We start from the raw sequence: 20,374 nt of genomic DNA, 5'->3' as shown, positions 1-20,374 counted from the left end.
TCCCCTATCACCTCCCTCCCCCTTGGGGCTCCGTCCGCCCGCCTGCCCTCCCCCAAAACATGCATTCAAAATGCACGATTTGCGCGAACCGGGGCCACCGGACGCACCGCTTGCGCACACGGCGTGTGCGGTCCCGAGGGAGGAGGCCTGGAACGGGGTTTGCTCTGGGAGTCGCCAACCTACAGACACCCTCCTCTCGGGAAGCCCGGTCATGCGACACCGAAAACTCTGGTTCGGCCTTGGCGCCGTCGTCCTCGTCTCCTTCCTGGTCCTGGGGGGCCAGGGAGTCCGCATCTCACGCACGCTCCCACCCATCCCCGAGAAGGTGATGACGCCCGAGGGCACGGTGCTGCTCACGGGCGAGTCCATCATGCGCGGGCAGAACGTGTGGCAGTCCATTGGAGGGCAGCAGGTGGGCTCGGTGTGGGGCCACGGGGCGTACGTGGCGCCGGACTGGAGCGCGGACTGGCTGCACCGCGAGGCCATCTTCGTGCTGGACACCTGGGCGCGCGAGGAGGGCCTCACCTCCTATGCGGAGGCTCCGGCCGAGCGGCAGGCGGCGCTGCGCACCCGGCTCACCGCGCAGATGCGCACCAACACGTATGACGACCGGACGGGCACGGTGACGCTGTCACCGGTGCGCGCCGAGGCGATGCGGGCCAACGCCGCGCACTACGCGGACGTCTTCTCCAAGGGCCGCGCGGCCTACGCCATCCCCGAGGGCGCCCTGACGAACCCGGAGAAGCTGAAGGACCTGGGGGCCTTCTTCTGGTGGACGAGTTGGGTGGCCTCGACGAACCGGCCCGGCGACACCGTCACCTATACGCAGAACTGGCCGCACGAGCCGCTGGTGGGCAACCAGCCCGCCGCAGGCGTGACGCTGTGGAGCATGGCGTCCGTGGTGCTGCTGCTGGCCGGTGTGGGCGCGCTCCTCTGGTACCTGAGCGGCAAGAAGGAGGACGAGGAGGTGGCGCCGCCCGAGAAGGATCCATTCTCCGGCCTCCAGCTCACGCCGAGCCAGAGGGCCACGGGCAAGTACTTCCTGGTGGTGGTGGCGCTCTTCCTGGCGCAGGTGGGGCTGGGCGGGGTGACGGCGCACTTCGGCGTGGAGGGAGCAGGCTTCTACGGCGTGCCTCTGGCGAAGTACCTGCCGTACGCGGTGACGCGCAGCTGGCACACGCAGCTGGGCATCTTCTGGATCGCCACGGCCTGGCTGGCCACGGGCCTCTTCGTGGGCCCGGCGGTGAGCGGAGTGGAGCCGAAGTACCAGCGGGCGGGGGTGAACTTCCTCTTCGTGTGCCTGCTCATCATCGTGGTGGGGGCGCTGTTCGGACAGTGGGCGTCGGTGCAGCAGCGGATGGGCAGCGGAGACTACTGGTACTGGTTCGGCCACCAGGGTTGGGAGTACGTGGACCTGGGCCGCTTCTGGCAGATCTTCCTCTTCGTGGGCCTCTTCGTGTGGCTGTTCCTCACGGCGCGGGCGGTGTTGCCGGCGCTGAAGAAGCCGACCGAGGGCCGGCCACTGCTGGTGCTCTTCGTCATCTCGTCGATGGCGATCGCCGCCTTCTACGGGGCGGGGCTGATGTACGGGCAGCGCAGCCACATGGGGATGGTGGAGTACTGGCGCTGGTGGGTGGTGCACCTGTGGGTGGAGGGCTTCTTCGAGGTCTTCGCCACGGTGGTGATGACGTTCCTGTTCACGAGGCTGGGGGTGTTGTCGGCGCGCACGGCGGTGCCGGCGGTGCTCTTCACGACGATTCTCTTCCTGGCGGGCGGAATCATCGGCACGTTCCACCACCTGTACTTCTCGGGGACGCCGGCGGCGGCGATGGCGCTGGGGGCGACGTTCAGCGCGCTGGAGGTGGTACCGCTGGTGCTGGTGGGCCGCGAGGTGTGGAGCCACATCCGGCTGTCACGGTTGCAGGGATGGATGCAGCAATACCGCTGGCCCATCCTGTTCTTCATCGGGGTGGCGTTCTGGAACCTGGTGGGAGCGGGCCTGTTCGGCTTCCTGATCAACCCGCCGATCGCCCTGTATTACATGCAGGGCCTGAACCTGACGCCGCTGCATGGGCACACGGCGCTGTTCGGGGTGTACGGGATGCTGGGCATCGCGCTGATGCTCTTCTCGCTGCGGATGATGCAGCCGGAGGCGAAGTGGAAGACGAAGCCGCTGGCGTGGGCGTTCTGGAGCATCAACGCGGGGCTGGTGCTGATGGTGGTGCTGTCGCTGCTGCCGATCGGGGTGTTGCAGACGAAGGCGGCGATCGAGCAGGGGACGTGGTGGGCGCGAAGCGCGGAGTTCCTGCAGACGCCGCTGATGGACACGCTGCGGTGGCTGAGGGTGCCCGGGGACGTGCTCTTCGCGGTGGGAGCGCTGCTGCTCGCGTGGTTCATCGTGGGGCTGAAGACGGGCTGGTCGCTGGAGAAGGCGGAAGCGCCGAGTCCGCAGTCCGAGCCCGAGCGGCTCGGAGCGGCGGCCCCGGCCCACGCGATCCTGCGCCGTCGCTGAGCGCCCCTTTCCTCCCCCTTCCCTCTCCCTCCGGGAGAGGGTCCAACCTGGTTCCTCACCGTGTATGCCCCCTCTCCCTCTGGGAGAGGGCTGGGGTGAGGGTCTGAACCGTTCACCCGCCCGCTCACCCGCCGCGAGGCGTGCCACACTCGGCACAGAAACGAGCCTTGGCGGCGAGCTCCGTACCGCACTGGGTGCAGTGAACCGCCTTGGCCACCAGGGGCTTGCCACACTCGGCGCAGAACTTCCCGCCCTTGGTGCGAGCGCGGCAGTGGGGGCAGGTCACGACGGAGTGCTGGGCCTTCATGTCCAGGCCCTCGACCTGGTCCACCTTGCGAGCCTTGTCCCAGGCCTGCTCCACGGACACCTTGGCCTGGATGTGCGCGGCCTCCTCCTGAATGTCCGGCGCGCACGCCTCACACAGGCCGCGAGACGCATTCCAACACGCCTCCGGACATACCCACTTGCCACAGCGGGTGCAGTGCTGGAAGTGCGTCTTGGCCTCGGTGACGGCCTCGGAGAAGGCGTCGTCCCAGGCGTTGCCACGCAGGGCATCCTTCACATGGTCGCCCGCGTAGGCGGCACGAGACACCGCACCGCCGAAGATGGAGCCCGCGGCGCGCAGGAAGCTGGCTGCCAGTCCCAGCTTGTTGGTGATGAAGGTCGACATGTGCCCGTTGCCGCACTTGTCGCAGTGGAACTCGAACTGGAAACCGCTGTCGTTCGAGCGGTCGGTGTAATTCCGGGTGAACTGAATCATCGCCATGGGCGTGGGCCTCCTCCTCGCACAGCTCGGCGCCAGCCACGGTAGCACTGTCCAGGGGGGGCTTGCCCTCGGAGACCCGATGGAGCTACCACCCGGCGCATCGGTTCCTTTCCTGAAGAGGGGGAGTTCATGAACAAGAAGGTCCTGGTGGGAGTGGGCATCGGCTGTGGCTCGCTGGTGCTGCTGGCGGTCATCGGCGTGGGGGTGGGGGCCTGGTGGCTGAAGCGGCAGGTGGGCGACTCCATGTCCTCCATGATGGAGGCGGGGCAGAAGATGCAGGCGATGGGGCAGGAGCTGGCGCAGCTCGAGCGGCAACATCCCTTCAAGGCGCCGCCCGAGGGCGAGGTGCTGGAGATCTCCGAGGCGCGCATGCTCGACTACCTCGGGGTGCGCGAGGCGGTGCTGCCGGCGTTCGCCGAGTTCGAGAAGCAGTCCCAGAGCTTCGAGGAGCAGCACAAGGACTCGAAGGAGGCGGACTTTGGCGCGGCGATGCAGGCCACCGGGATGATGACCGGGCTGCTCACCCAGGTGCACGGCTCCTACATCGAGGGCCTGAAGAAGCACCGCATGTCTCCGGGCGAGTACCTCGCCATCACCCAGACGCTCTACGCCTCGGAGATGACGGGCACGACGGAGCAGGAGCGGGAGGAGATGGCAGCGGCCCGCGACGAGGCGCTCCTGGAGGTGAGCGAGAAGCTGCAGGACGAGACGCTCGACGCCGAGCAGCGGGCCGAGCTCGAGGAGGAGATGCGGCAGCTCGTGTCCATGGGGGAGGAGGCGGCCCAGGCGCCTGCCCTGTCCGAGGCGTCGAAGGCCGCGGTCGCCGCCAACCTGAAGCTGTTGGAGAAGCACAAGGAGCGCATCGAGCGGGCGGGCAACGTCGGCCTGGACGCGGTGCTCCTCGGCGCGTTCGGCGGGGCCGAGGCTCCGGCCGGCGCGGCGCGGGACACACCCTGACGGGGGACCGGGGAAAAACACAACCCCATCGAAATCTTGTGGGAGCGCGGCGCGAGGGGGTTAGGATGAGGGCCATGGCCGAACAGTCCCCTCCCTATTGGGTCCTCATCTCGGTCCTGTTCAGCTCGCAGCCGTTGTCGCCCGGGTTGGCCATGACGCTGCACCAGGCGGCGTACGACCTCTACCGGCGTGGCGACTCGGTGCAGCCCGTGGCGGGAGACCTGCTGACCGGCAAGGTGCACAACCTGCGCAAGGACGTGCAGATGGGCGCCATCGCGGGCCCCGCCTTCGAGGCGGAGATCGAAACGGAGCGCGGTGCCGGCGTGGTGCGCTTCCTGCTCACCCGCCAGGGGTTGGAGATGATGGCGTCCGGCACGACGCCGGAGCCGCCCGCCCCTCCCCGCCCGCGCTACCTCAACTGAGCACGTCCGCCGGGCGGGCGGGCCTCAGTGCAACCGCACCTTCTCCCCGCGCTCCTTGCCCTGGGGCTTGGGCTCCTTCGGGGAATGGGGCCGCTTGCGCGTCACCATGCGGGCGATGCCGTAGTAGAGCTGATCCTCGGTGTACACCTTGCGCACGCGGGGCGTGCCGGGGACGTAGGCGGGACCGGGCCGCTCCAACCACTGCAGCACCCGAATCTCCCCCGAGTACGAGAACACCTTCAGCAGCTCCGGCGGGCAGTGCTTGAGGTAGCGGCGCACCAGGGGCTTCAACCGGCGGGAGAACTCCTTGCCCAGCACCGAGTGCCTGCGCCCCGCGTGCAGCGTGCCGTCGAAGCGCCGCGACATGTGGAAGAGCTCGTGCATCACCGTCTCGATGCGCCCCTGGGCCGTGGAGGAGCGGAAGAAGAGCGGGCGCAGGGTGATGCAGTAGAGCATCCGCCTGCCGCGGATGCGGATGATGGGCTTGCGGCGCCCGGTGCGGTCCGTGCTGCGCCCGCCCCGGAAGCACAGCGGCTTCACCGTGCCCCGGGAGGCCCGGCGGGCTTCGCCTGCGATCACCAGGATGCGGCTGGCTCTCACGTGGGAGAACTCGGGCATCTTCGCGGCGATGTCACGGATGAGGGCGCGGACGGCCTTGTTGAGGTTCGGGCGACGAGGGGCCACGGTGTAGTCAACAGTGTACCTGAAAACCCCTTGAGGCCAGACGGAACCCGACCCACCTTGGCGGGCATGCGTTCCGCCCCGCGTGCCATCGTCCACATCCTGACGCTCGCCGCCTGGGTCGCCGGGTGTGCCTCCACGCCACCCGCCGCGCCCGAGGGTGGCCCCGCCTCGCTCGAGGCCCAGGAGACCACCGTCGCCTCCCAGGGCCTCACCGAGGTGACACTCCGCTATGCCGGACAGCTCACCAGCCCCGGCCCCGCCGTGCTGGAGAAGGCCGACTACGAGCTCGTCTCCGAGGGGCAGGTGGTGGAGAAGGGCTCGGCGCCGCTGGGGGTGGCACTGGCCCCCGGGGCCCCCACGCCCTTCTCCTTCCAGGCCGGGGCCGCCTACGTCCGGGGCGAGGAGGACCTGCGGGCGATGAGCCAGCGGGGGGGAACGGTGCTCCTGGCGCTGCGCGGCGTGCTGACGGTGCGCTCGGGAGAGACCGTGCGCACGCTGCCCTTCGCCGCCTCAAGGCAGGTGCGCGTGCCGCGGCTGCCCGAGGTGCGCATCGAGAGCCTGGAGGGGGCGCGCTACTCGGAGGAGAAGGTGGACCTGCTGCTGCGCCTGGGGGTACGCAACCCCAACCCCTTCCCGCTGCGGCTGGATGGGCTCCGCTGGGCCATCACCGTGGGCGGCCGGAAGCTGGGCGAGGGGACACAGGGCAAGTACGACACCGTGGACGCGGCGGCCACCGGAGTGTATCCCGTGGAGCTGGCGGTGACGACGGAGACGTGGGGGCAGGACGTGCGGGCGCTCATCGCCAAGGGGACGCTGCCGTATGAGGTGGCGGGCGAGCTCACGGGCCCGCTGGTGCGCGTCCCCTACTCGCTGTCCGGAGACGTGAAGCTCAACGTGTCGCGGTAGTGCCCATCTATTTCCTCGGAGAAGACCCGGAGCTCTTCCCGCCCCCGGAGAAGGCGGACCGCAGCGGCCTGCTCGCGGTGGGGGGAGACTTGAGTCCCGAGCGCCTGCTGGCCGCGTACTCCCGGGGCATCTTCCCCTGGTACAACGAGGGCCAGCCCGTGCTCTGGCACTCGCCGGATCCGCGCTTCGTGCTGGAGCCGGACAAGCTGCACGTGGGCCGCTCCCTGCGCAAGACGCTCAAGGCCGGCGTCTATGACATCCGCTGGGACACCGCCTTCGAGGACGTCATCACCGAGTGCTCCCGCGTGCCGCGCCCCGGGCAGGACGGGACGTGGATAACGGACGAGATGCGCGAGGCCTATGTCACCCTGCACGAGCTGGGCTTCGCGCACTCGGTGGAGGCCTGGGCGGAGGGCGAGCTGAAGGGTGGCTTCTACGGCGTGTCCCTGGGGGCGGCCTTCTTCGGGGAGAGCATGTTCGCCCGGGCACCGGACGCCTCGAAGGTGGCCTTCGTCACCGCCGTGGAGCGCTTCCGCGAGTGGGGCCTGCACTTCATCGACTGTCAGGTGGAGACGGAGCACCTGGCGCGCTTCGGCGCCGAGCACTGGCCGAGGAAGCGCTACCTCCAGGCGCTCGCCGCGGCCCTGGAGGCCCCCACCCGCCGCGGGAAGTGGACGGGTACCTGAGCCGGCGGCTCACCCCGTCGCCTGGGCGGGGGCCGCGATGCCCTCCACGGGCAGCTCGAGGGTGAAGGTGGCCCCCTGCCCGGGGCCGTCGCTCGTGACGCCGAGCGAGCCTCCCATCTCCTCGGCCGTCAGCGCGCTGATGTGCAGCCCGAAGCCGTGCCCCTCCTTCTTCGTGGTGAAGCCCTGGGTGAAGAGGCGCTCGAGGTTCTCCGGGGAGATGCCCACCCCGTTGTCCCGCACGGAGATGCGCAGCCGCTCCCCCACCCGCTCCACGCGGATGCCCAGCTGCTTGTCCTCGCGCTGGCTGTCCAGCAGCGCGTGGCGCGCGTTGCTCACCAGGTTCACGAGGATTTGAAGCAGCTTGTGCCGGTCCACCACCACCGGCGGGAGCTCGGAGTACTCGCGCCGCAGCTGGATGCCCAGCCGCTCGAAGGACACCGCGTGCAGCCGCAGCGCGTCGTCGATGAGCTCCGGCATGGACACCTGCTCCAGCACCCCGGAGAAGCGGGCGTTCTTCTGCTGCATGCTCACCACGAGCTTGAGGTGGTCCACGCTGTCGCGCAGCCGCCGCATCTCCTCCAGCACCGCGTCCCGCTCCCGCGAGAGCTGCTCCGCGAGCGCCTGGAGGTAGGCCGGGAGCCGCTGGCCCCGGGGATCCGCGGTGAAGAAGGTGGCCAGGTCCGCCGCGTGCTCCCGCAGCAGCTCCGCGCTCTTCACCAGTCCGGCCACGCGCAGGCTCCCCATCCGCTCGGTCACGAGGTTCGCCGACACGTTCACGCTGTTGAGCGTGTTGCCCACGTTGTGCAGCACGCCGTTGGCGATCTCCGCCATGCCCGCCTGGCGCGACACGTCCAACAGACTGCGGTGCATCTCGCTCAGCCGCGCCTCGGCGTCCTTGCGCGCCGTGATGTCACGGCCGACGAAGAGCGCCCCCATCACGCGCTCGCCCTCCCCCAGCACGGGGCTGATGAGCGTCTCCAGCGTCACCCGCCGGCCCCCCAGCTGGTATTCCCCCTCCACCCGCGCGCGCTGCCCGGAGAGCGCCTGCTGGAACCGCTCCCGCATGTGCTCGCGCCGCTCCGGAGGAAACGCCTCGAGGATGGCCTGGTCCGACGGCCGCTCCTCCGGACGGAACTGGGGGAAGAACTTCCGCACCGCCTGATTGGCGATGATCAACCGGCCCTCCGTATCGAGCGCCACCACCATGTCATCCGTGCTCTCGATGAGGCTGGAGAGCTGCCACTCCCGCTTGCGCAACATCTCCAGGGTCCGCTCGAACGCCGAGTGGGACTCCTGGCGCGCCAGGACGTGGAGCGAGCTCAGCGCCCAGCCCCCCAGGAAGGAGCCGCCGGCCAGGATGCTCATCATCCGCGACATCTCGTCCGGGAAGAGCGGACGCGACAGGTCGAACCCCACCTGGAGGAGCGGTTGGAGCAGCAGGGCGTTGAGCCCGAAGAGCACGGTGAAGAGCAGTCCCAGCCGGACGCCCAGCAGATAGGCCGCCAGCGCCGGGAGCAGCATGTGCGCCGCGTGCGTGGCCGCCTGTTGCGTCCCCATGGACAGGGATGCGGCGATCATGCCCACCGACAGCAGGGAGCACAGGAGCAGTGAGGGGAGCCGGGGTGAGCGCGACCGGCGCGCCAGCACCAGCACGGCCACATAGCCCGCCACGACCCCGGGTCCCGCCACCAGCAAGAACGAGCGGAGCGGCGAGCGCAGACCGGAGACGCACATCTGCACCGCCAGCACCAGGTTGAGGACCGTGGCCCCCACCAGGACCCGGTAGCGGCCGAGCTCCGCCGGAGGCAACCGCCGCTGCTCCTCCGACAGAAGCCGATCCAACCCCCTCAGGAACCACGCTCGCGAATCCCAGCGCATCGCTGCCCCCAGCCCGTGCGCGCGGTGACCGGCCTCTCGCGTTACGGCCTGGGGGGAATGATGAACGCAGAACCACCCCCCGGGCAAAGAAGCCGGGGGGGTCGAAGTGTCACGCCGAGAACTCCCCCGTCCGGGACGGCGCGGCGGGCAACAGTACCCGGAAGGCGGTGCCCCGGCCCGGCGTGCTGTCCACGCTGATGTCTCCCCCCAGCCGCGTCACGATTCCGTGACAGATGGACAGACCGAGCCCCGTGCCCGTCCCCACCGGCTTCGTCGTGAAGAAGGGCTCGAAGAGGCGGCCCAGGTTCTCCGGAGCAATCCCGCAGCCATTGTCACGCACCTCCACCTCCACCCGGCCGTCCGCGATCCGCCGCAGGCCCAGGTGGAGGGAGGGCTCGGGGCGGCCCGCCAGCGCATGGGTGGCGTTGATGATGAGGTTGAGGAACACCTGCCCCAGGCTGTGATCGCTCCCCAGCACGAGCGGCACCGCCTGGAAGTCGCGGACCACGCGGATGCCCGGACGCAGCGCCTCGCCCGCCATGGAGAGGGAGAGCTCCAACACCGCGCGCACGTCCACCGGCTCGCGCGGCGGCTCGTCCATCCGGGCGAAGAGCCGCACGTCCTGGACGATGCGCGCGATGCGCTCGGCACCGAGCACCGCGTCCTGGCAGGAGTCGCGCAGCTCCTCCCTCATCTCCTCGCCCTCGTCCTTGCACGGCAGGGCCGAGAGCCCCCGATGCACGTGGCGCAGGTTGGACAGCACGTAGCTCAAGGGATTGTTGACCTCGTGGGCGAGCCCCGCCGACATCCTCCCCAGCGCCTCCAGCTTCTGCGCGTGCAGCAGCCGCGCGTTGGCCTCCTCCAGCGCCCGCGTCCGCTCCGCCACGGCCCGCTCCAGGTCCTCCATCCGCTGGTGACTGGCGCGCAGCAGCTCCCACTTCTCGCAGAGCGCGTGCGCCATCTGCCGCACCTCCATGTTGTCGAAGGGCTTGCGCAGGATGAGCAACCGCTCGTTGGCGCCCAGCTTCCTGGCCAGGTCCTCCCACGAGTAGTCGGAGTGGGCCGAGCACAGCACCACCTGCAGGTCCGCCTCCTCGCGCCACATGCGCAGCGTGGCCTCCACCCCGTCGATGCCCGGAGGCATCCGGATGTCCACGAAGGCCATGGCATACGGGCGCCCCTCGCCCATCGCGGCCCGCACGCGCCGCACGCCCTCCTCCCCGTTCGTCGCCGAGTCCACCTCGAAGGAGGAGACCCGCACGCGCCCCGGGACGGACCCGAAGATCATGGACTCCATCGCATCCAGCTCCTCGAGGTCCTCGTGCTGGGCGAGGATCTTCCGGAAGTCCTGGTGGATGGAGGGGTTGTCGTCGACGACGAGGATGCGCCGTCCATCCCTCGTGACCGTGTTCATTCCATGGCCTCCCTGCGTCCCTGCTCGCGCAGGGGCAACTCGATGATGAAGGTGGCGCCCTGACCGGGTCCGGCGCTCTCGCAGCTGAGCCGCCCCCCCAGCTCCTCGGCCGCCAGCGCACTGGCGTGCAGCCCGAAGCCGTGCCCACCCTTCTTCGTGGTGAAACCATGCGCGAAGAGCCGCGAGAGGTGCTCCGGGGAGATGCCCACCCCGTTGTCGCCCACCTCGATGCGCAGCAACCGCGCCGCCCCGTCCCGCCGCACGCGGATGGACAGCTGCTTGTCCCTGCGCCCGCTCTCCATCAGCGCATGACGCGCGTTGCCCAGCAGGTTCACGAGGATTTGAAGCAGCTTGTGCCGGTCCACCAGCACCTCGGGGAGCTCGGCGTACTCGCGGTGGACGCGGATGCCCAGCTGCTCGAAGGAGGTCGCATGCAGGCGCAGCGCGTCGTCGATGAGCTCCGGCACCGGCACCTGCTCCACCACGCCGCCAAAGCGCGCGTTCTCCTGCTGCATGCCCACCACGGCCTTGATGTGCTCCACGTTGCGCGCCAGCCCCTGCATCTCCGCCAGCAGCCGCTCGTGCTCCTTCACCAGGTGGTGCGAGACCGTGGAGAGGTACTCCGGAAGCTTGCGCCCCCGCTCGTCCTCCAGCAGGAAGGCAGGCAGCCGCGCCTCGTTCTCGCGCAGCAGCTCCACCGCGCGTACCAGCTGGGGCGCCCGCGAACCGCGGAGGCCGTCCATGACGAGCGTGGCCGCGACGTTGACGCTGTTGAGCGTGTTGCCCACGTTGTGCAACACGCCGGTGGCCACCTCCGCCATGCCCGCCCGGCGTGACATGTCCACCAGGTTGCGGTGCAGCTCGTCCAGCCGCGACTCGGCCGCCTTGCGCGCGGTGACGTCCCGCCCGAACAAGGTCACTCCCCTGGGCCGCCCGTCCTCGCCCTGGATGGGGTGGAGGGAGATGTCCAACGTGATGGGGCGGCCCTCCTGCCGGAAGGGTATCTCGTAACGCACGGGCTGTCCCCCGAGCACCCGGGCCAGGCTCGCGCGCCACGTGGCCCGCACCTCCTCCGAGGACTCCTGGTCCAGCGCATCCCCCGGATTCACGTCCCGCCCGAACGCCAGGCGGAACATCCGCCTCGCCGCCGCATTGGCGGTGACGATGTTCCCTTGTAGGTCCAGCGAGCACACCGGCTCATCCGTGCTCTCCAGGAGGCTGCTCAGCGTGCGCTCGCTCTCGCGCACCGTGGAGATGGCCTCGTCGCGCGCGAAGCAGAACAGCGCGCTCACCCCCCAGCCGAGCAGCAGGATGAGGGCATCCATCATCCCCGCGGCCCACAGCCGGGGCTGGGCGAAGAGCGGCTCCAGGGTGCCGAACCCCGACAGGCTGAGCGGGAGGAGGACGCTCGCGTTGAGGCAGAAGAACCCCGTGACGATGAGCCCCGGCCGCACCCCCATCAGGTAGACCGACAGGCACAGGATGAGCATGGCCGTCGCGTGCGAGGCCATGGCGGGATGGGGCATCGCGAAGGTGGCGCCGATGTAGCCGGCCACGAACAGACCACACAGCATCCTCGCCGCCGGCTGGTGGGAGCGCCCCCGGCGCACGGCCACCAGCACCAGCCCGAAGAACACCGCCATCACCAGCCCGAGCAGGAAGCGCGGGAGGCTGACCTCCTGGAAGAACGACGCCGAGAGCGCCATCACCAGGTTGAGCACCACCTGGCAGAGCGTGCCCCCCACCAGCACGCGGTAGCGGCTGAGCTCGTCCGGTGGCAGCCGGCGTTGGCTCTCCGTCAAGAACGCGTCCAGCCGCCCGAGCAACCACGCACGAGGCCCTTGGCTCATTGACGAGAGAGTCCTTTGGCTCTGCATCTCGGATGGTCGATCCGCGAGTGTCCATTAGAGGACCCTCTTTATATCGCACACGAGCAGCCCCCGTGACAAAAGCCACGAGCCCGCCAGGAGCCCGTGGCCTGCCTGAGTCCGCTCGCGCCCACGCCCCGTCAGCGGTGTGGGCCGCCTGCTCGCCTACATCACCGGAGGCAGGGACTCCTGGTGCTCGGCCATGCGCAGCAGCTCACGGTTGCGCCAGCTGTCGATCGCCTGCTGCATGTCGTCACGCATGGAGACCAGGTCGTCGCGGTTCGCCAGGGACTCCACCTTGGGGAACAGCGCGCTCTCCTCATGGCCCACGTGCTCGGTCACCATCCGCTCCAGGCGCGAGCACAGCTCCATCAACCTCGGGTCGTTCTGCTTGACCTGGAGGATCTCCGACACGAGCCGCTTCACCTCGGCATGGTCCTGGAAGGACTCGTCGATGATGCCGTCCACGCCCTGCTCCCGGGCGAAGGGATAGAACAACTGCTCCTCCAGCGCCGCGTGGATGGTGAGGGCCTCGGCCACCTTGCCCAGCAAGGAGATGCGCTCGTCCTCATCGCTGACCTTGATGCGCCGGAACAGCTCGTCGACTTCCCGGTGCTGCTGCTTCAGTAGTTCGATCGCGCTCACGGTTTTGGCTCCTTGGGGTCCTTCCCCCCCGCCGGACTTCGTCCCCTGCCACACACTCCGCATGCTGGAGACGGGGGACAATCGGCGGGGAGACCCGAGCCTTCACACCTGCCCGTCAGGAGGGCGGCCGTGTCAGTCGCGCGGCACCTGACGGAAGACGGCCAGGGAGCGGCCGGTCAGCTCGAAGGGGCCGGCGGGTACCGGCTCCTCGGGGCCCCGCTTGTCATCCGCGGTGTAGAACTCGATGACCCACCGGGAGTCCTCGGCTGGAGGAGGCACGGTGAAGCGCACGGGCTCGTGGTGGGCGTTGAGCAGCACCAGCAGTGCGTCACCGATGATGCGCTGGCCGCGCTCGTCGGGCGTGGGGATGGCGTCACCGCCCAGGAGGAACGCGAGGGAGCGGACGAAGGGCTTCTCCCAGTCGCCCTGGTCCATCTCCGTGCCATCCGGACGGAACCATGTCAGGTCCTTGTACTCGGAATCCCAGATGTGTTTGCCCTGGAAGAAGCGGCGGCGCTGAAGCACGGGCTGGCGGTGGCGGAACTGGATGAGACGGGAGGTGAACTCCAGCAGGGCCTCGCGGCGCTCGTCGAGGTTCCAGTCCACCCAGGAAATCTCATTGTCCTGGCAGTAGGCGTTGTTGTTGCCGCCCTGGGTGCGCCCCATCTCGTCGCCGGCCACCAGCATGGGCACGCCCTGGGAGAGGCAGAGCGAGGCGAGCAGGTTGCGCTTCTGGCGCTCGCGCAGGGCGATGATGCCGGGGTCGTCCGTCTCGCCCTCCACGCCGCAGTTCCACGCCTGGTTGTCGTCCGCGCCGTCGCGGTTGTGCTCGCCGTTGGCCTCGTTGTGCTTGTGGCTGTAGGTGACGAGGTCGTGCAGGGTGAAGCCGTCGTGGGCGGTGACGAAGTTGATGCTGGCCTGCGGGCGGCGCCTCGCCTCCTGGTAGAGGTCCGAGGAGCCCGCGAGGCGGTGGCCCACCTCGCCCGCGAGGTTCTCGTCGCCCTTCCAGTAGCGGCGCAGCGCATCGCGGTACTTGCCGTTCCACTCGCGCCAGGGCGCGGGGAAGCCGCCCACCTGGTAGCCGCCGAGCCCCACGTCCCACGGCTCGGCGATGAGCTTCACCCGGCCGAGCACCGGATCCTGGTTGATGATCTGGAAGATGGGGGCGTGGGGGGAGAACTCGCCCTTGCCCACGCGGCCGAGCACGGTGGCCAGGTCGAAGCGGAACCCGTCCACGTGCATCTCCTCCACCCAGTAGCGCAGGGAGTCGACGATGAGGCGCGCCGCCTGGGGGTTGGAGGCATTGAGGCTGTTGCCGCACCCGGTGAAGTCCAGGTAGTAGCGCGCGTCCGGCATCAGCCAGTAATAGGAGGCGTTGTCGATGCCCTTGAGCGACAGCGTGGGCCCCAGGTGGTTGCCCTCGCAGGAGTGGTTGTAGACGACGTCGAGGAGGACCTCGATGCCCGCCGAGTGCAGCGCCTTGACCATCGCCTTGAACTCGTTGACGACGGCGCCGGGAGTCTGGCGGCTGGCGTAGCGCTGCTCGGGGGCGAAGTAGCAGAGGGTGTTGTAGCCCCAGTAGTTGGAGAGCCCCTTCTCCCCGAGGAAGGAGTCATCGGCGAAGGCGTGCACCGGCAGCAGCTCCACCGCGGTGACGCCCAGCTTGAGCAGGTGCTCGATGACGGCCGGGTGGGCCAGGCCCGCGTAGGTGCCCCGCTGGTGCTCGGGCACCTTCGGGTGGCGCATGGTGAGGCCCTTCACGTGGGCCTCGTAGATGACCGTCTTGCGCCAGGGCACGTCCGGACGGCGCTCGTTGCCCCAGTCGAAGTAGTCGCCCACCACCACGCCCTTGGGGATGCCCGCGGCGCTGTCCCGCTCGTCGCGCATCAGGTCCTGCTGCGCGTGCCCGAGCGGGTAGCCGAAGACGGGCTGGGACCAGTCCACCTCGCCATGGAGCGCCTTGGCGTACGGGTCCACCAGCAGCTTGTGGGGGTTGCAGCGCAGCCCCTTCTGCGGCTCGTAGGGACCGTGGACGCGCAGACCATAGAGCGTGCCCGACTCCAGTCCCGGCACGTAGCCGTGCCAGACGCAGTCGGTGACTCCTGGTAGATCGAACCGCTCCACCTCCTTCGAGGGATCTCTCGGATCGAAGAGGCACACCTCGACACGGGTGGCAGCCTGGGAGAAGACCGCGAAGTTCACTCCCGTCCCGTCAAAGGTGGCGCCTCGCGGGTACGGCTTGCCCGGCCATACTTCCCTGGTCATAGACGTCGGAATCCTTTCCAACACAGTGCTCGGGGGAATCTGTGCGTGGAGGTCACGCTATTCAAGGACAGTAAGCTTCGTCCGACCCGGGACAGACGGAGTGTCCAGCAGCCAGCGGCCACGGCGCCCCACCGTACGGTTCCGCACGCTCAGGACCGGGGGCCACTCGAAGATCCGCCACCCTCGCATCCAAGGTGCGCGCCGCCTTTCAAGGGAACGGGAGAACGCACATGAAGCGGATGATTCAAGGTTTCCTCGTCGCGGGTACGCTGGTCCTCGGCAGCTCGGCGCTCGCACAGCAGGGAGCCAAGGCCCCGGGCAAGGGTGGGACGGCCGAGTACCGTGGATTCGTCGTGCCCACCGATCAGAAGGCCCTGCTCGAGCGGCTGCACTACACCAACCAACTGGAGATCAAGCTGGGCCAGCTTGCCCAGCAGAACTCCACCAACCCGGACGTGAAGGCCTTCGGCGAGACCATGGTGCGCGAGCACACCGACGCCGACCAGAAGCTGATGTCCTTCGCCCAGAGCCAGGGCATCAAGCTGGCGGACATGCCCAAGCCGATGAACGACATGGAGAAGAAGGCCATGGCGGCCGACAAGGCCGTCACGGAGGAGCTCCAGGCGCTCAAGGGCGCGCCGTTCGACTCCTGTTACATCGCCAACCAGGTGGGCGACCATGACGCCACGCTCGGCAAGCTGCTGGCCGGCCGTCAGGCGATCAGCGGCAACGCGCAGCTCACCTCGCTGATGGATGACCTGACGCAGCACGTGGCGCAGCACCGGCAGCAGGCCTACTCGGTGCTCGGCAAGCTGAACCCGCAGGCGACGGGCGTCGGCGGCGCGGGCAGCGGCACGCTGCCGGGGAGCGAGTCGGGCACGGGCGGCCACATGGGCACGCACCCGGGCACGGGCAGCACCCCGGGCACGATGGGCGGCAGCACCGGTGGCACCACGGGCACCAGCCCCCAGCCGAGGAAGTAGCGAAGGTCCCTGACCGGGCACTGGCGCGAGGGAGAAGCACACCCGCGCGCCGGTGCACGGCGGTGGTGTCAGCCCGCCGAGGGGGATGGCCGCAGGTGGCTGTAGGCGATGTCGGCCAGCTCGTCGAAGGTGGGCGTGCGCCAGGGCAGGGAGCGACCCACGCGGCGCTCCTCGGCCCAGGCCATGAAGGTCTCCAGCTGCTCCGGACTGGGCGAGACGCGCGGGCGCGCGCGCTTGGCCAGCGAGAGCGCCTCCAGCGGCGCATGACCGAGGTCCACGAGCACGCAGAGGGCCAGCAGCGCGCTGCGGCCGATGCCGTGCTCGCAGTGGATGTAGACCTTGCGTCCCTGGCTCAGGTGGTCGTGTACCCAGCGCACGCCCTGGTCGAGCATGTGGCGGCTGATGGCGCACAGATCCTCGGTGGGCAGGTGCAGCAGGGTGATGCCGTGCTGGCGCAGGACGCACTCGTCGTCACACGCCTCGCGGCGCACGTCGACGATGTGACGGATGGAGAGACTCCGGGCCAGGTGCTCCGCGGCGTCGAGGGGGAAACGCCCCCCCACGGCCAGCTCGGGTGTCACCCAGTCCAGATTCAACGTCCAGGAGTGTCGAATCACCGCGCCCCCTCCCCCCTCCACGTTGGCCGCGAGGCCCCTGTGCGCCGCCGATGCCCGAAGCTAGGCACCCGACCCCGCCAGACACCCCCTCCCCGCGAGGCACCCTCCGGATGCCTGCCTGGAGGTCATATGAGCACCTTTCCCCGGTGCGCTCCGGGTGGTAGTGGAACATGGAGAACTTCTCCCCATGGGCATCACCGGCGGCACAGCTCGGCGCGATCTCCAGAGCGCCCGATGGACGGTCCTGATGGGCGCGGCCTGCGCCTTCCTCCTGGCCGTGCTGGCCGGAGTGTGTCCGGGGGGTGAGGACGCGGGTACGGACACGGGGGTCCGGTGGACCTCGGTCACGCGGCAACCCGCGCCGATGGGCTCGGTCTCGGCCGCTCGCCCCGGGTCCCCGGAGCAACGGGCTGCCATCCAGGATCCGTCGTTCCACGGCCGGCTGGAGCTGTCCCGGCCCGCCCACAAGCCCACCCCTCATCCCAAGAGAGCCGATCGCCACGACCTCGCGGCGCGGCTGGAGGCATGGCTGCCGGTGCAGGCGAGGACGCACCTCTGGCGCACGAAGCCCGTGTACCAGGACCGGCTCGCGGATCGGCCGGTGGTCGCCAACTGCCCCGCGCAAGGACCTCCGCGGACCGCGTGACGTTCCGGTTCCAGAGGTAGAGACGCGCGCCGGCCCCAGGTGGGGTGTGAGCGTGCCGTCCCCGATGTCCAACGAGATTTCCCAACGGGTGATTTGGCGATGCACGGTGCTCACGATTTCCTCAAGGCCCTGACGATGGTCCTCGGCGTCGCGGCGGTGACGTCGGTCCTCTTCCAGCGGCTGCGTCAACCCGTGGTGCTCGGGTACATCCTGGCGGGGCTCATCATCGGCCCCCACGTGCCCATTCCGCTCGTCGCGGATGCCACCATCGTCCAGACCCTGTCGGAGCTGGGCGTCATCCTGCTCATGTTCTCGCTCGGGCTGGAGTTCAGCCTGCGCAAGCTGTTCCAGGTCGGCCCGACGGCGGGGCTCACGGCCGTCATCCAGTGCAGCCTGATGATCTGGCTCGGCTTCGTCGTGGGCCGGGCCTTCGGCTGGACGTCGCGCGAGAGCATCTTCACCGGGGCCATCATCGCCATCTCCAGTACGACCATCATCGCCAAGGCCTTCGATGAGCAGGGCATCCATGGCAAGCTGCGCGAGCTGGTGGTCGGCGTCCTCATCGTCGAGGATCTCATCGCCATCCTGCTGATGGCGGCGCTCACGGCGATCTCCACCGGCGCGGGGCTATCGGCGGGGCAGCTGACCCTCACCGTGGGACGGCTGGCCCTGTTCCTGGTGGGGCTCGTCGCCGTGGGCCTGCTGCTCATCCCGCGCACGGTCCGTGCCGTGCATCGCCTGAACCGCCCGGAGACGCTGCTGGTGGCGAGCATCGGCATCTGCTTCGCCATCGCGCTGCTGGCGCAGGAGTTCGGCTACTCGGTGGCACTGGGCGCGTTCCTCGCGGGCACCCTCGTCGCCGAGTCCGGGAAGGAGAAGGACGTCGAGCACCTGGTGCAACCGGTGCGCGACGTCTTCGCGGCCATCTTCTTCGTCTCGGTGGGGATGCTCATCGATCCGGGGCTCATCGCCCAGCACTGGGCGGCCGTGGTCGTACTGACGCTGGTGGTCATCGTCGGCAAGCTCGTGGGCGTCGGCCTGGGCGTGTTCCTCACCGGCAGCGGGACGCGCACGGCGATCCAGTCGGGCATGAGCCTGGCGCAGATCGGCGAGTTCTCCTTCATCATCGCCGGCCTGGGCCTGTCGCTGAACGCCACGGGGTCCTTCCTCTACCCCGTGGCCGTGGCCGTGTCCGCCATCACCACGCTGACCACGCCGTTCCTCATCCGGGCCTCGGGACCGGTCGCCAACTACGTGGACCGCAAGCTGCCCGGGCCGCTCCAGACGTTCGCCGTGCTCTATGGAACGTGGGTGGAGAACCTCCGCACCGCGCCCCCGCGGCAGACCGTGGGCGCGAAGATCCGCCGCACCATCCGCCTGCTGCTGCTCGACGCGGCGCTGCTCACCGCGCTCGTCATCGGGACGTCCGTCACCCTGGGGAGGATCTCCACGGCCATCGAGAACACGGTGGGATTGAGCGCCTCGGTGGCGCGCCTGCTCGGCATCGGGCTGGCGGTCGTCCTGGCGATTCCCTTCTGCGTGGGCATCATCCGGCTGGCCCGCCAACTGGGTGTGCTGCTCGCGGAGACGGCCCTCCCCGCCGCCACGGCGGTGAAGGGCAGGCTGGACCTGGCCGCCGCCCCGCGCCGCGTGCTCGTGGTGACGCTCCAGCTGGCGAGCATCCTCATCGTGGGAGCCCCCGTCGTGGCCCTCACGCAGCCCTTCCTCCCCGGCGTCCAGGGCGCGGTCGCGCTGCTGCTGCTGTTGGTGGTGTTCGGCGTGGGGTTCTGGCGCAGCGCCAGGAATCTCCAGGGACACGTCCGGGCGGGCTCCCAGGTCATCGTCGAGGCGCTCGCGGCCCAGTCTCGTGGGGGGAGCACGAAGGCGCAGGACGAGAGCCTGGAGGCGCTCCACCCGGTACTGCCCGGGCTGGGCGAGCCGACCCCCATCCGGCTCGTGGCCTCCAGCCCGGCCGTGGGGCGGACGCTCGCGGAGCTGAACCTGCGAGGGATGACGGGAGCCACGGTGCTCGCCATCAAGCGCGGCGAGGGGGACGTGGTCGTTCCCACCGCGCACGAGCAGCTGCGTGAGGGAGACATCCTCGCGCTCGCGGGCACGCATGACGCCATCGATGCGGCCCGGAGCGTGCTCGATGGAAGCGGAGCGCAGCCCGAGCAGGCGGTGCCCTGATGAAGGTTCTTGGGTTGCGCATGCTCCCTCTCCCTCTGGGAGAGGGCGGGGGGTGAGGGTCGTCGCCCGGGTCGTTCACGGTGCGGAGGAAAGACCCTCACCCTAGCCCTCTCCCAGAGGGAGAGGGGACATCCACGGGAACGACTCAGGGCCCGGAGTCGCCGGACCTGCCCGCGTCGGGAGGCTCCGGCCTCTGCACGGTCACACGGTCCTCCAGCGGTACGCGTCCCACGGACTGACGGAACAGCTCCCACAGCGCCCGGCGATGCCCCTCCGGGGTGGTGCTGCCCGCCAGCACCGCGCCGGCCCCGTGATAGCTCACGGTGAGACCGGAGCCCTTCAGCGCGCCCGTCAGTGCCGCGAGCTGCGCCTGCAGGACGGGCAGCTCGAAGGTGAGATCCAGCTCGCGCGCCAGATACGCGTCCGTCTTCAGCAGCGCGAGCAGGGCCTCGCGGCAGCGCGCGTCCTTCACAAGGGCTGTCAGGGAGCGCTCGGCGCCCTCGGTGGCCTTCAGCCCCGGACAGGCCTTGCGAGCCGCGGCGAGTGGCTCCGCGGAGGGCTCGCGCTCGGGAGGCTTGCCCGGTGCGCCCACCACCAGCCGCCACACGGCGAACTTCCCCTCCGCGTACAGCAGCAGCAACGTGCGCCCCGGCTTCAGCCCGGTGAGCAGCAGCTCGTTGCTCCCCTGGAGCACCTCCGCGGTGACGATGGACGGGTCCTCCACCTCCACCCAATCCACCGCGCTCAGCTTGTGGAAGCGCTCCTTGCCCGGCTCCAGCGGAACCAGGAGGTCCACGGGCCAGGCCAAGGCACGCGGGGCGGACAGTGTCAGCAGGAAGACGGAAAGGGGGGCGAGCAGGCGGAAGAGCCCCCGCCGGGGGAAGCGGGAGCGGCTCACTGTTGGACGCACACGCACCTCGATTCTCTCGGAAAGT

17 protein-coding genes are annotated in these 20,374 nt (G+C 69.6%); 8 read left to right on the top strand and 9 right to left on the bottom strand.

Features of this window, described 5'->3' with window-relative positions:
- The first annotated feature begins 211 nt into the window (after nt 1–211).
- Entirely contained in the window at nt 212–2,512 is a 2,301-nt protein-coding gene (locus NR810_RS14640) for a nitric-oxide reductase large subunit (RefSeq protein WP_257453042.1), read from the top strand.
- A gap of 124 nt (nt 2,513–2,636) precedes the next feature.
- Here the strand turns inward: NR810_RS14640 and NR810_RS14635 are convergent, their stop codons facing one another.
- Nucleotides 2,637–3,278, bottom strand: a complete 642-nt coding sequence (locus tag NR810_RS14635; protein WP_257453039.1) for a zinc ribbon domain-containing protein — start codon at nt 3,276–3,278, stop codon at nt 2,637–2,639.
- A gap of 129 nt (nt 3,279–3,407) precedes the next feature.
- Here NR810_RS14635 and NR810_RS14630 point away from each other — a divergent pair, with 129 nt between their 5' ends.
- Together NR810_RS14630 and NR810_RS14625 are read left to right on the top strand one after the other, a co-directional pair.
- Nucleotides 3,408–4,235 carry a hypothetical protein gene (locus tag NR810_RS14630; RefSeq protein WP_257453037.1) on the top strand — a complete coding sequence of 276 codons (828 nt, stop codon included), beginning with the start codon at nt 3,408–3,410 and terminating at the stop codon, nt 4,233–4,235.
- Between the two features lie 74 nt (nt 4,236–4,309).
- Complete coding sequence (locus tag NR810_RS14625) at nt 4,310–4,657, top strand: hypothetical protein (RefSeq protein WP_257453034.1); 348 nt, start codon at nt 4,310–4,312, stop codon at nt 4,655–4,657.
- Between the two features lie 24 nt (nt 4,658–4,681).
- On the opposite strand, the gene NR810_RS14620 is transcribed toward NR810_RS14625, so the two are convergent.
- Nucleotides 4,682–5,341 (bottom strand): hypothetical protein, encoded by a 660-nt coding sequence (locus NR810_RS14620; RefSeq protein WP_257453032.1) that lies wholly within the window; start codon nt 5,339–5,341, stop codon nt 4,682–4,684.
- A gap of 66 nt (nt 5,342–5,407) precedes the next feature.
- Here NR810_RS14620 and NR810_RS14615 point away from each other — a divergent pair, with 66 nt between their 5' ends.
- Together NR810_RS14615 and aat are read left to right on the top strand one after the other, a co-directional pair.
- Nucleotides 5,408–6,247, top strand: coding sequence for an LEA type 2 family protein (locus tag NR810_RS14615; RefSeq protein WP_257453030.1), 840 nt, complete (start codon nt 5,408–5,410; stop codon nt 6,245–6,247).
- Entirely contained in the window at nt 6,247–6,933 is a 687-nt protein-coding gene (gene aat / locus NR810_RS14610; protein ID WP_257453027.1) for a leucyl/phenylalanyl-tRNA--protein transferase, read from the top strand. Before NR810_RS14615 ends, aat begins: the two co-directional genes overlap by 1 nt.
- A 9-nt stretch (nt 6,934–6,942) precedes the next feature.
- Here aat and NR810_RS14605 read toward each other — a convergent pair whose 3' ends face one another.
- The 5 genes from NR810_RS14605 to glgX form a co-directional block, all read right to left on the bottom strand.
- Nucleotides 6,943–8,811, bottom strand: a complete 1,869-nt coding sequence (locus tag NR810_RS14605; RefSeq protein WP_257453026.1) for a two-component system sensor histidine kinase NtrB — start codon at nt 8,809–8,811, stop codon at nt 6,943–6,945.
- Between the two features lie 109 nt (nt 8,812–8,920).
- Nucleotides 8,921–10,225, bottom strand: coding sequence for an ATP-binding protein (locus NR810_RS14600; protein ID WP_257453023.1), 1,305 nt, complete (start codon nt 10,223–10,225; stop codon nt 8,921–8,923).
- Complete coding sequence (locus NR810_RS14595; protein WP_257453022.1) at nt 10,222–12,075, bottom strand: two-component system sensor histidine kinase NtrB; 1,854 nt, start codon at nt 12,073–12,075, stop codon at nt 10,222–10,224. The genes NR810_RS14600 and NR810_RS14595 overlap by 4 nt, the downstream gene beginning before the upstream one ends.
- Nucleotides 12,076–12,258: 183 nt before the next feature.
- Entirely contained in the window at nt 12,259–12,738 is a 480-nt protein-coding gene (locus NR810_RS14590; RefSeq protein ID WP_257453020.1) for a hemerythrin domain-containing protein, read from the bottom strand.
- 132 nt (nt 12,739–12,870) lie between these two features.
- Nucleotides 12,871–15,003, bottom strand: coding sequence for a glycogen debranching protein GlgX (gene glgX, locus NR810_RS14585; RefSeq protein ID WP_257453017.1), 2,133 nt, complete (start codon nt 15,001–15,003; stop codon nt 12,871–12,873).
- Between the two features lie 230 nt (nt 15,004–15,233).
- Here glgX and NR810_RS14580 point away from each other — a divergent pair, with 230 nt between their 5' ends.
- Nucleotides 15,234–15,986, top strand: a complete 753-nt coding sequence (locus NR810_RS14580; protein WP_257453014.1) for a DUF4142 domain-containing protein — start codon at nt 15,234–15,236, stop codon at nt 15,984–15,986.
- A 68-nt stretch (nt 15,987–16,054) separates the two neighbouring features.
- Here the strand turns inward: NR810_RS14580 and NR810_RS14575 are convergent, their stop codons facing one another.
- Nucleotides 16,055–16,603, bottom strand: coding sequence for a protein-tyrosine phosphatase family protein (locus NR810_RS14575; RefSeq protein ID WP_257453012.1), 549 nt, complete (start codon nt 16,601–16,603; stop codon nt 16,055–16,057).
- 187 nt (nt 16,604–16,790) lie between these two features.
- Here NR810_RS14575 and NR810_RS14570 point away from each other — a divergent pair, with 187 nt between their 5' ends.
- Together NR810_RS14570 and NR810_RS14565 are read left to right on the top strand one after the other, a co-directional pair.
- Nucleotides 16,791–17,249: a hypothetical protein gene (locus NR810_RS14570; protein WP_257453010.1), complete on the top strand. Its 459-nt coding sequence runs from the start codon at nt 16,791–16,793 to the stop codon at nt 17,247–17,249.
- Nucleotides 17,250–17,348: 99 nt separating this feature from the next.
- Nucleotides 17,349–19,439 carry a cation:proton antiporter gene (locus NR810_RS14565; RefSeq protein WP_257453007.1) on the top strand — a complete coding sequence of 697 codons (2,091 nt, stop codon included), beginning with the start codon at nt 17,349–17,351 and terminating at the stop codon, nt 19,437–19,439.
- A 145-nt stretch (nt 19,440–19,584) separates the two neighbouring features.
- Here the strand turns inward: NR810_RS14565 and NR810_RS14560 are convergent, their stop codons facing one another.
- Nucleotides 19,585–20,274: a pilus assembly protein N-terminal domain-containing protein gene (locus NR810_RS14560; protein WP_407653786.1), complete on the bottom strand. Its 690-nt coding sequence runs from the start codon at nt 20,272–20,274 to the stop codon at nt 19,585–19,587.
- Nucleotides 20,275–20,374 lie beyond the last annotated feature (100 nt).

The sequence above is a fragment of the Archangium lipolyticum genome, assembly GCF_024623785.1.
Lineage (GTDB): Bacteria > Myxococcota > Myxococcia > Myxococcales > Myxococcaceae > Archangium > Archangium lipolyticum.
This window is presented reverse-complemented; position numbering and strand designations above follow the sequence as displayed.

Coding starts and splice junctions, on each gene's coding strand:
- NR810_RS14565 (WP_257453007.1), top strand. CDS start 17,349: ATGCACGGTGCTCACGATTTCCTCAAGGCCCTGACGATGGTCCTCGGC.
- NR810_RS14615 (WP_257453030.1), top strand. CDS start 5,408: ATGCGTTCCGCCCCGCGTGCCATCGTCCACATCCTGACGCTCGCCGCC.
- NR810_RS14595 (WP_257453022.1), bottom strand. CDS start 12,075: ATGAGCCAAGGGCCTCGTGCGTGGTTGCTCGGGCGGCTGGACGCGTTC.
- NR810_RS14570 (WP_257453010.1), top strand. CDS start 16,791: ATGGGCATCACCGGCGGCACAGCTCGGCGCGATCTCCAGAGCGCCCGA.
- NR810_RS14600 (WP_257453023.1), bottom strand. CDS start 10,225: ATGAACACGGTCACGAGGGATGGACGGCGCATCCTCGTCGTCGACGAC.
- NR810_RS14580 (WP_257453014.1), top strand. CDS start 15,234: ATGAAGCGGATGATTCAAGGTTTCCTCGTCGCGGGTACGCTGGTCCTC.
- NR810_RS14625 (WP_257453034.1), top strand. CDS start 4,310: ATGGCCGAACAGTCCCCTCCCTATTGGGTCCTCATCTCGGTCCTGTTC.
- NR810_RS14630 (WP_257453037.1), top strand. CDS start 3,408: ATGAACAAGAAGGTCCTGGTGGGAGTGGGCATCGGCTGTGGCTCGCTG.
- NR810_RS14635 (WP_257453039.1), bottom strand. CDS start 3,278: ATGGCGATGATTCAGTTCACCCGGAATTACACCGACCGCTCGAACGAC.
- NR810_RS14605 (WP_257453026.1), bottom strand. CDS start 8,811: ATGCGCTGGGATTCGCGAGCGTGGTTCCTGAGGGGGTTGGATCGGCTT.
- NR810_RS14640 (WP_257453042.1), top strand. CDS start 212: ATGCGACACCGAAAACTCTGGTTCGGCCTTGGCGCCGTCGTCCTCGTC.
- glgX (WP_257453017.1), bottom strand. CDS start 15,003: ATGACCAGGGAAGTATGGCCGGGCAAGCCGTACCCGCGAGGCGCCACC.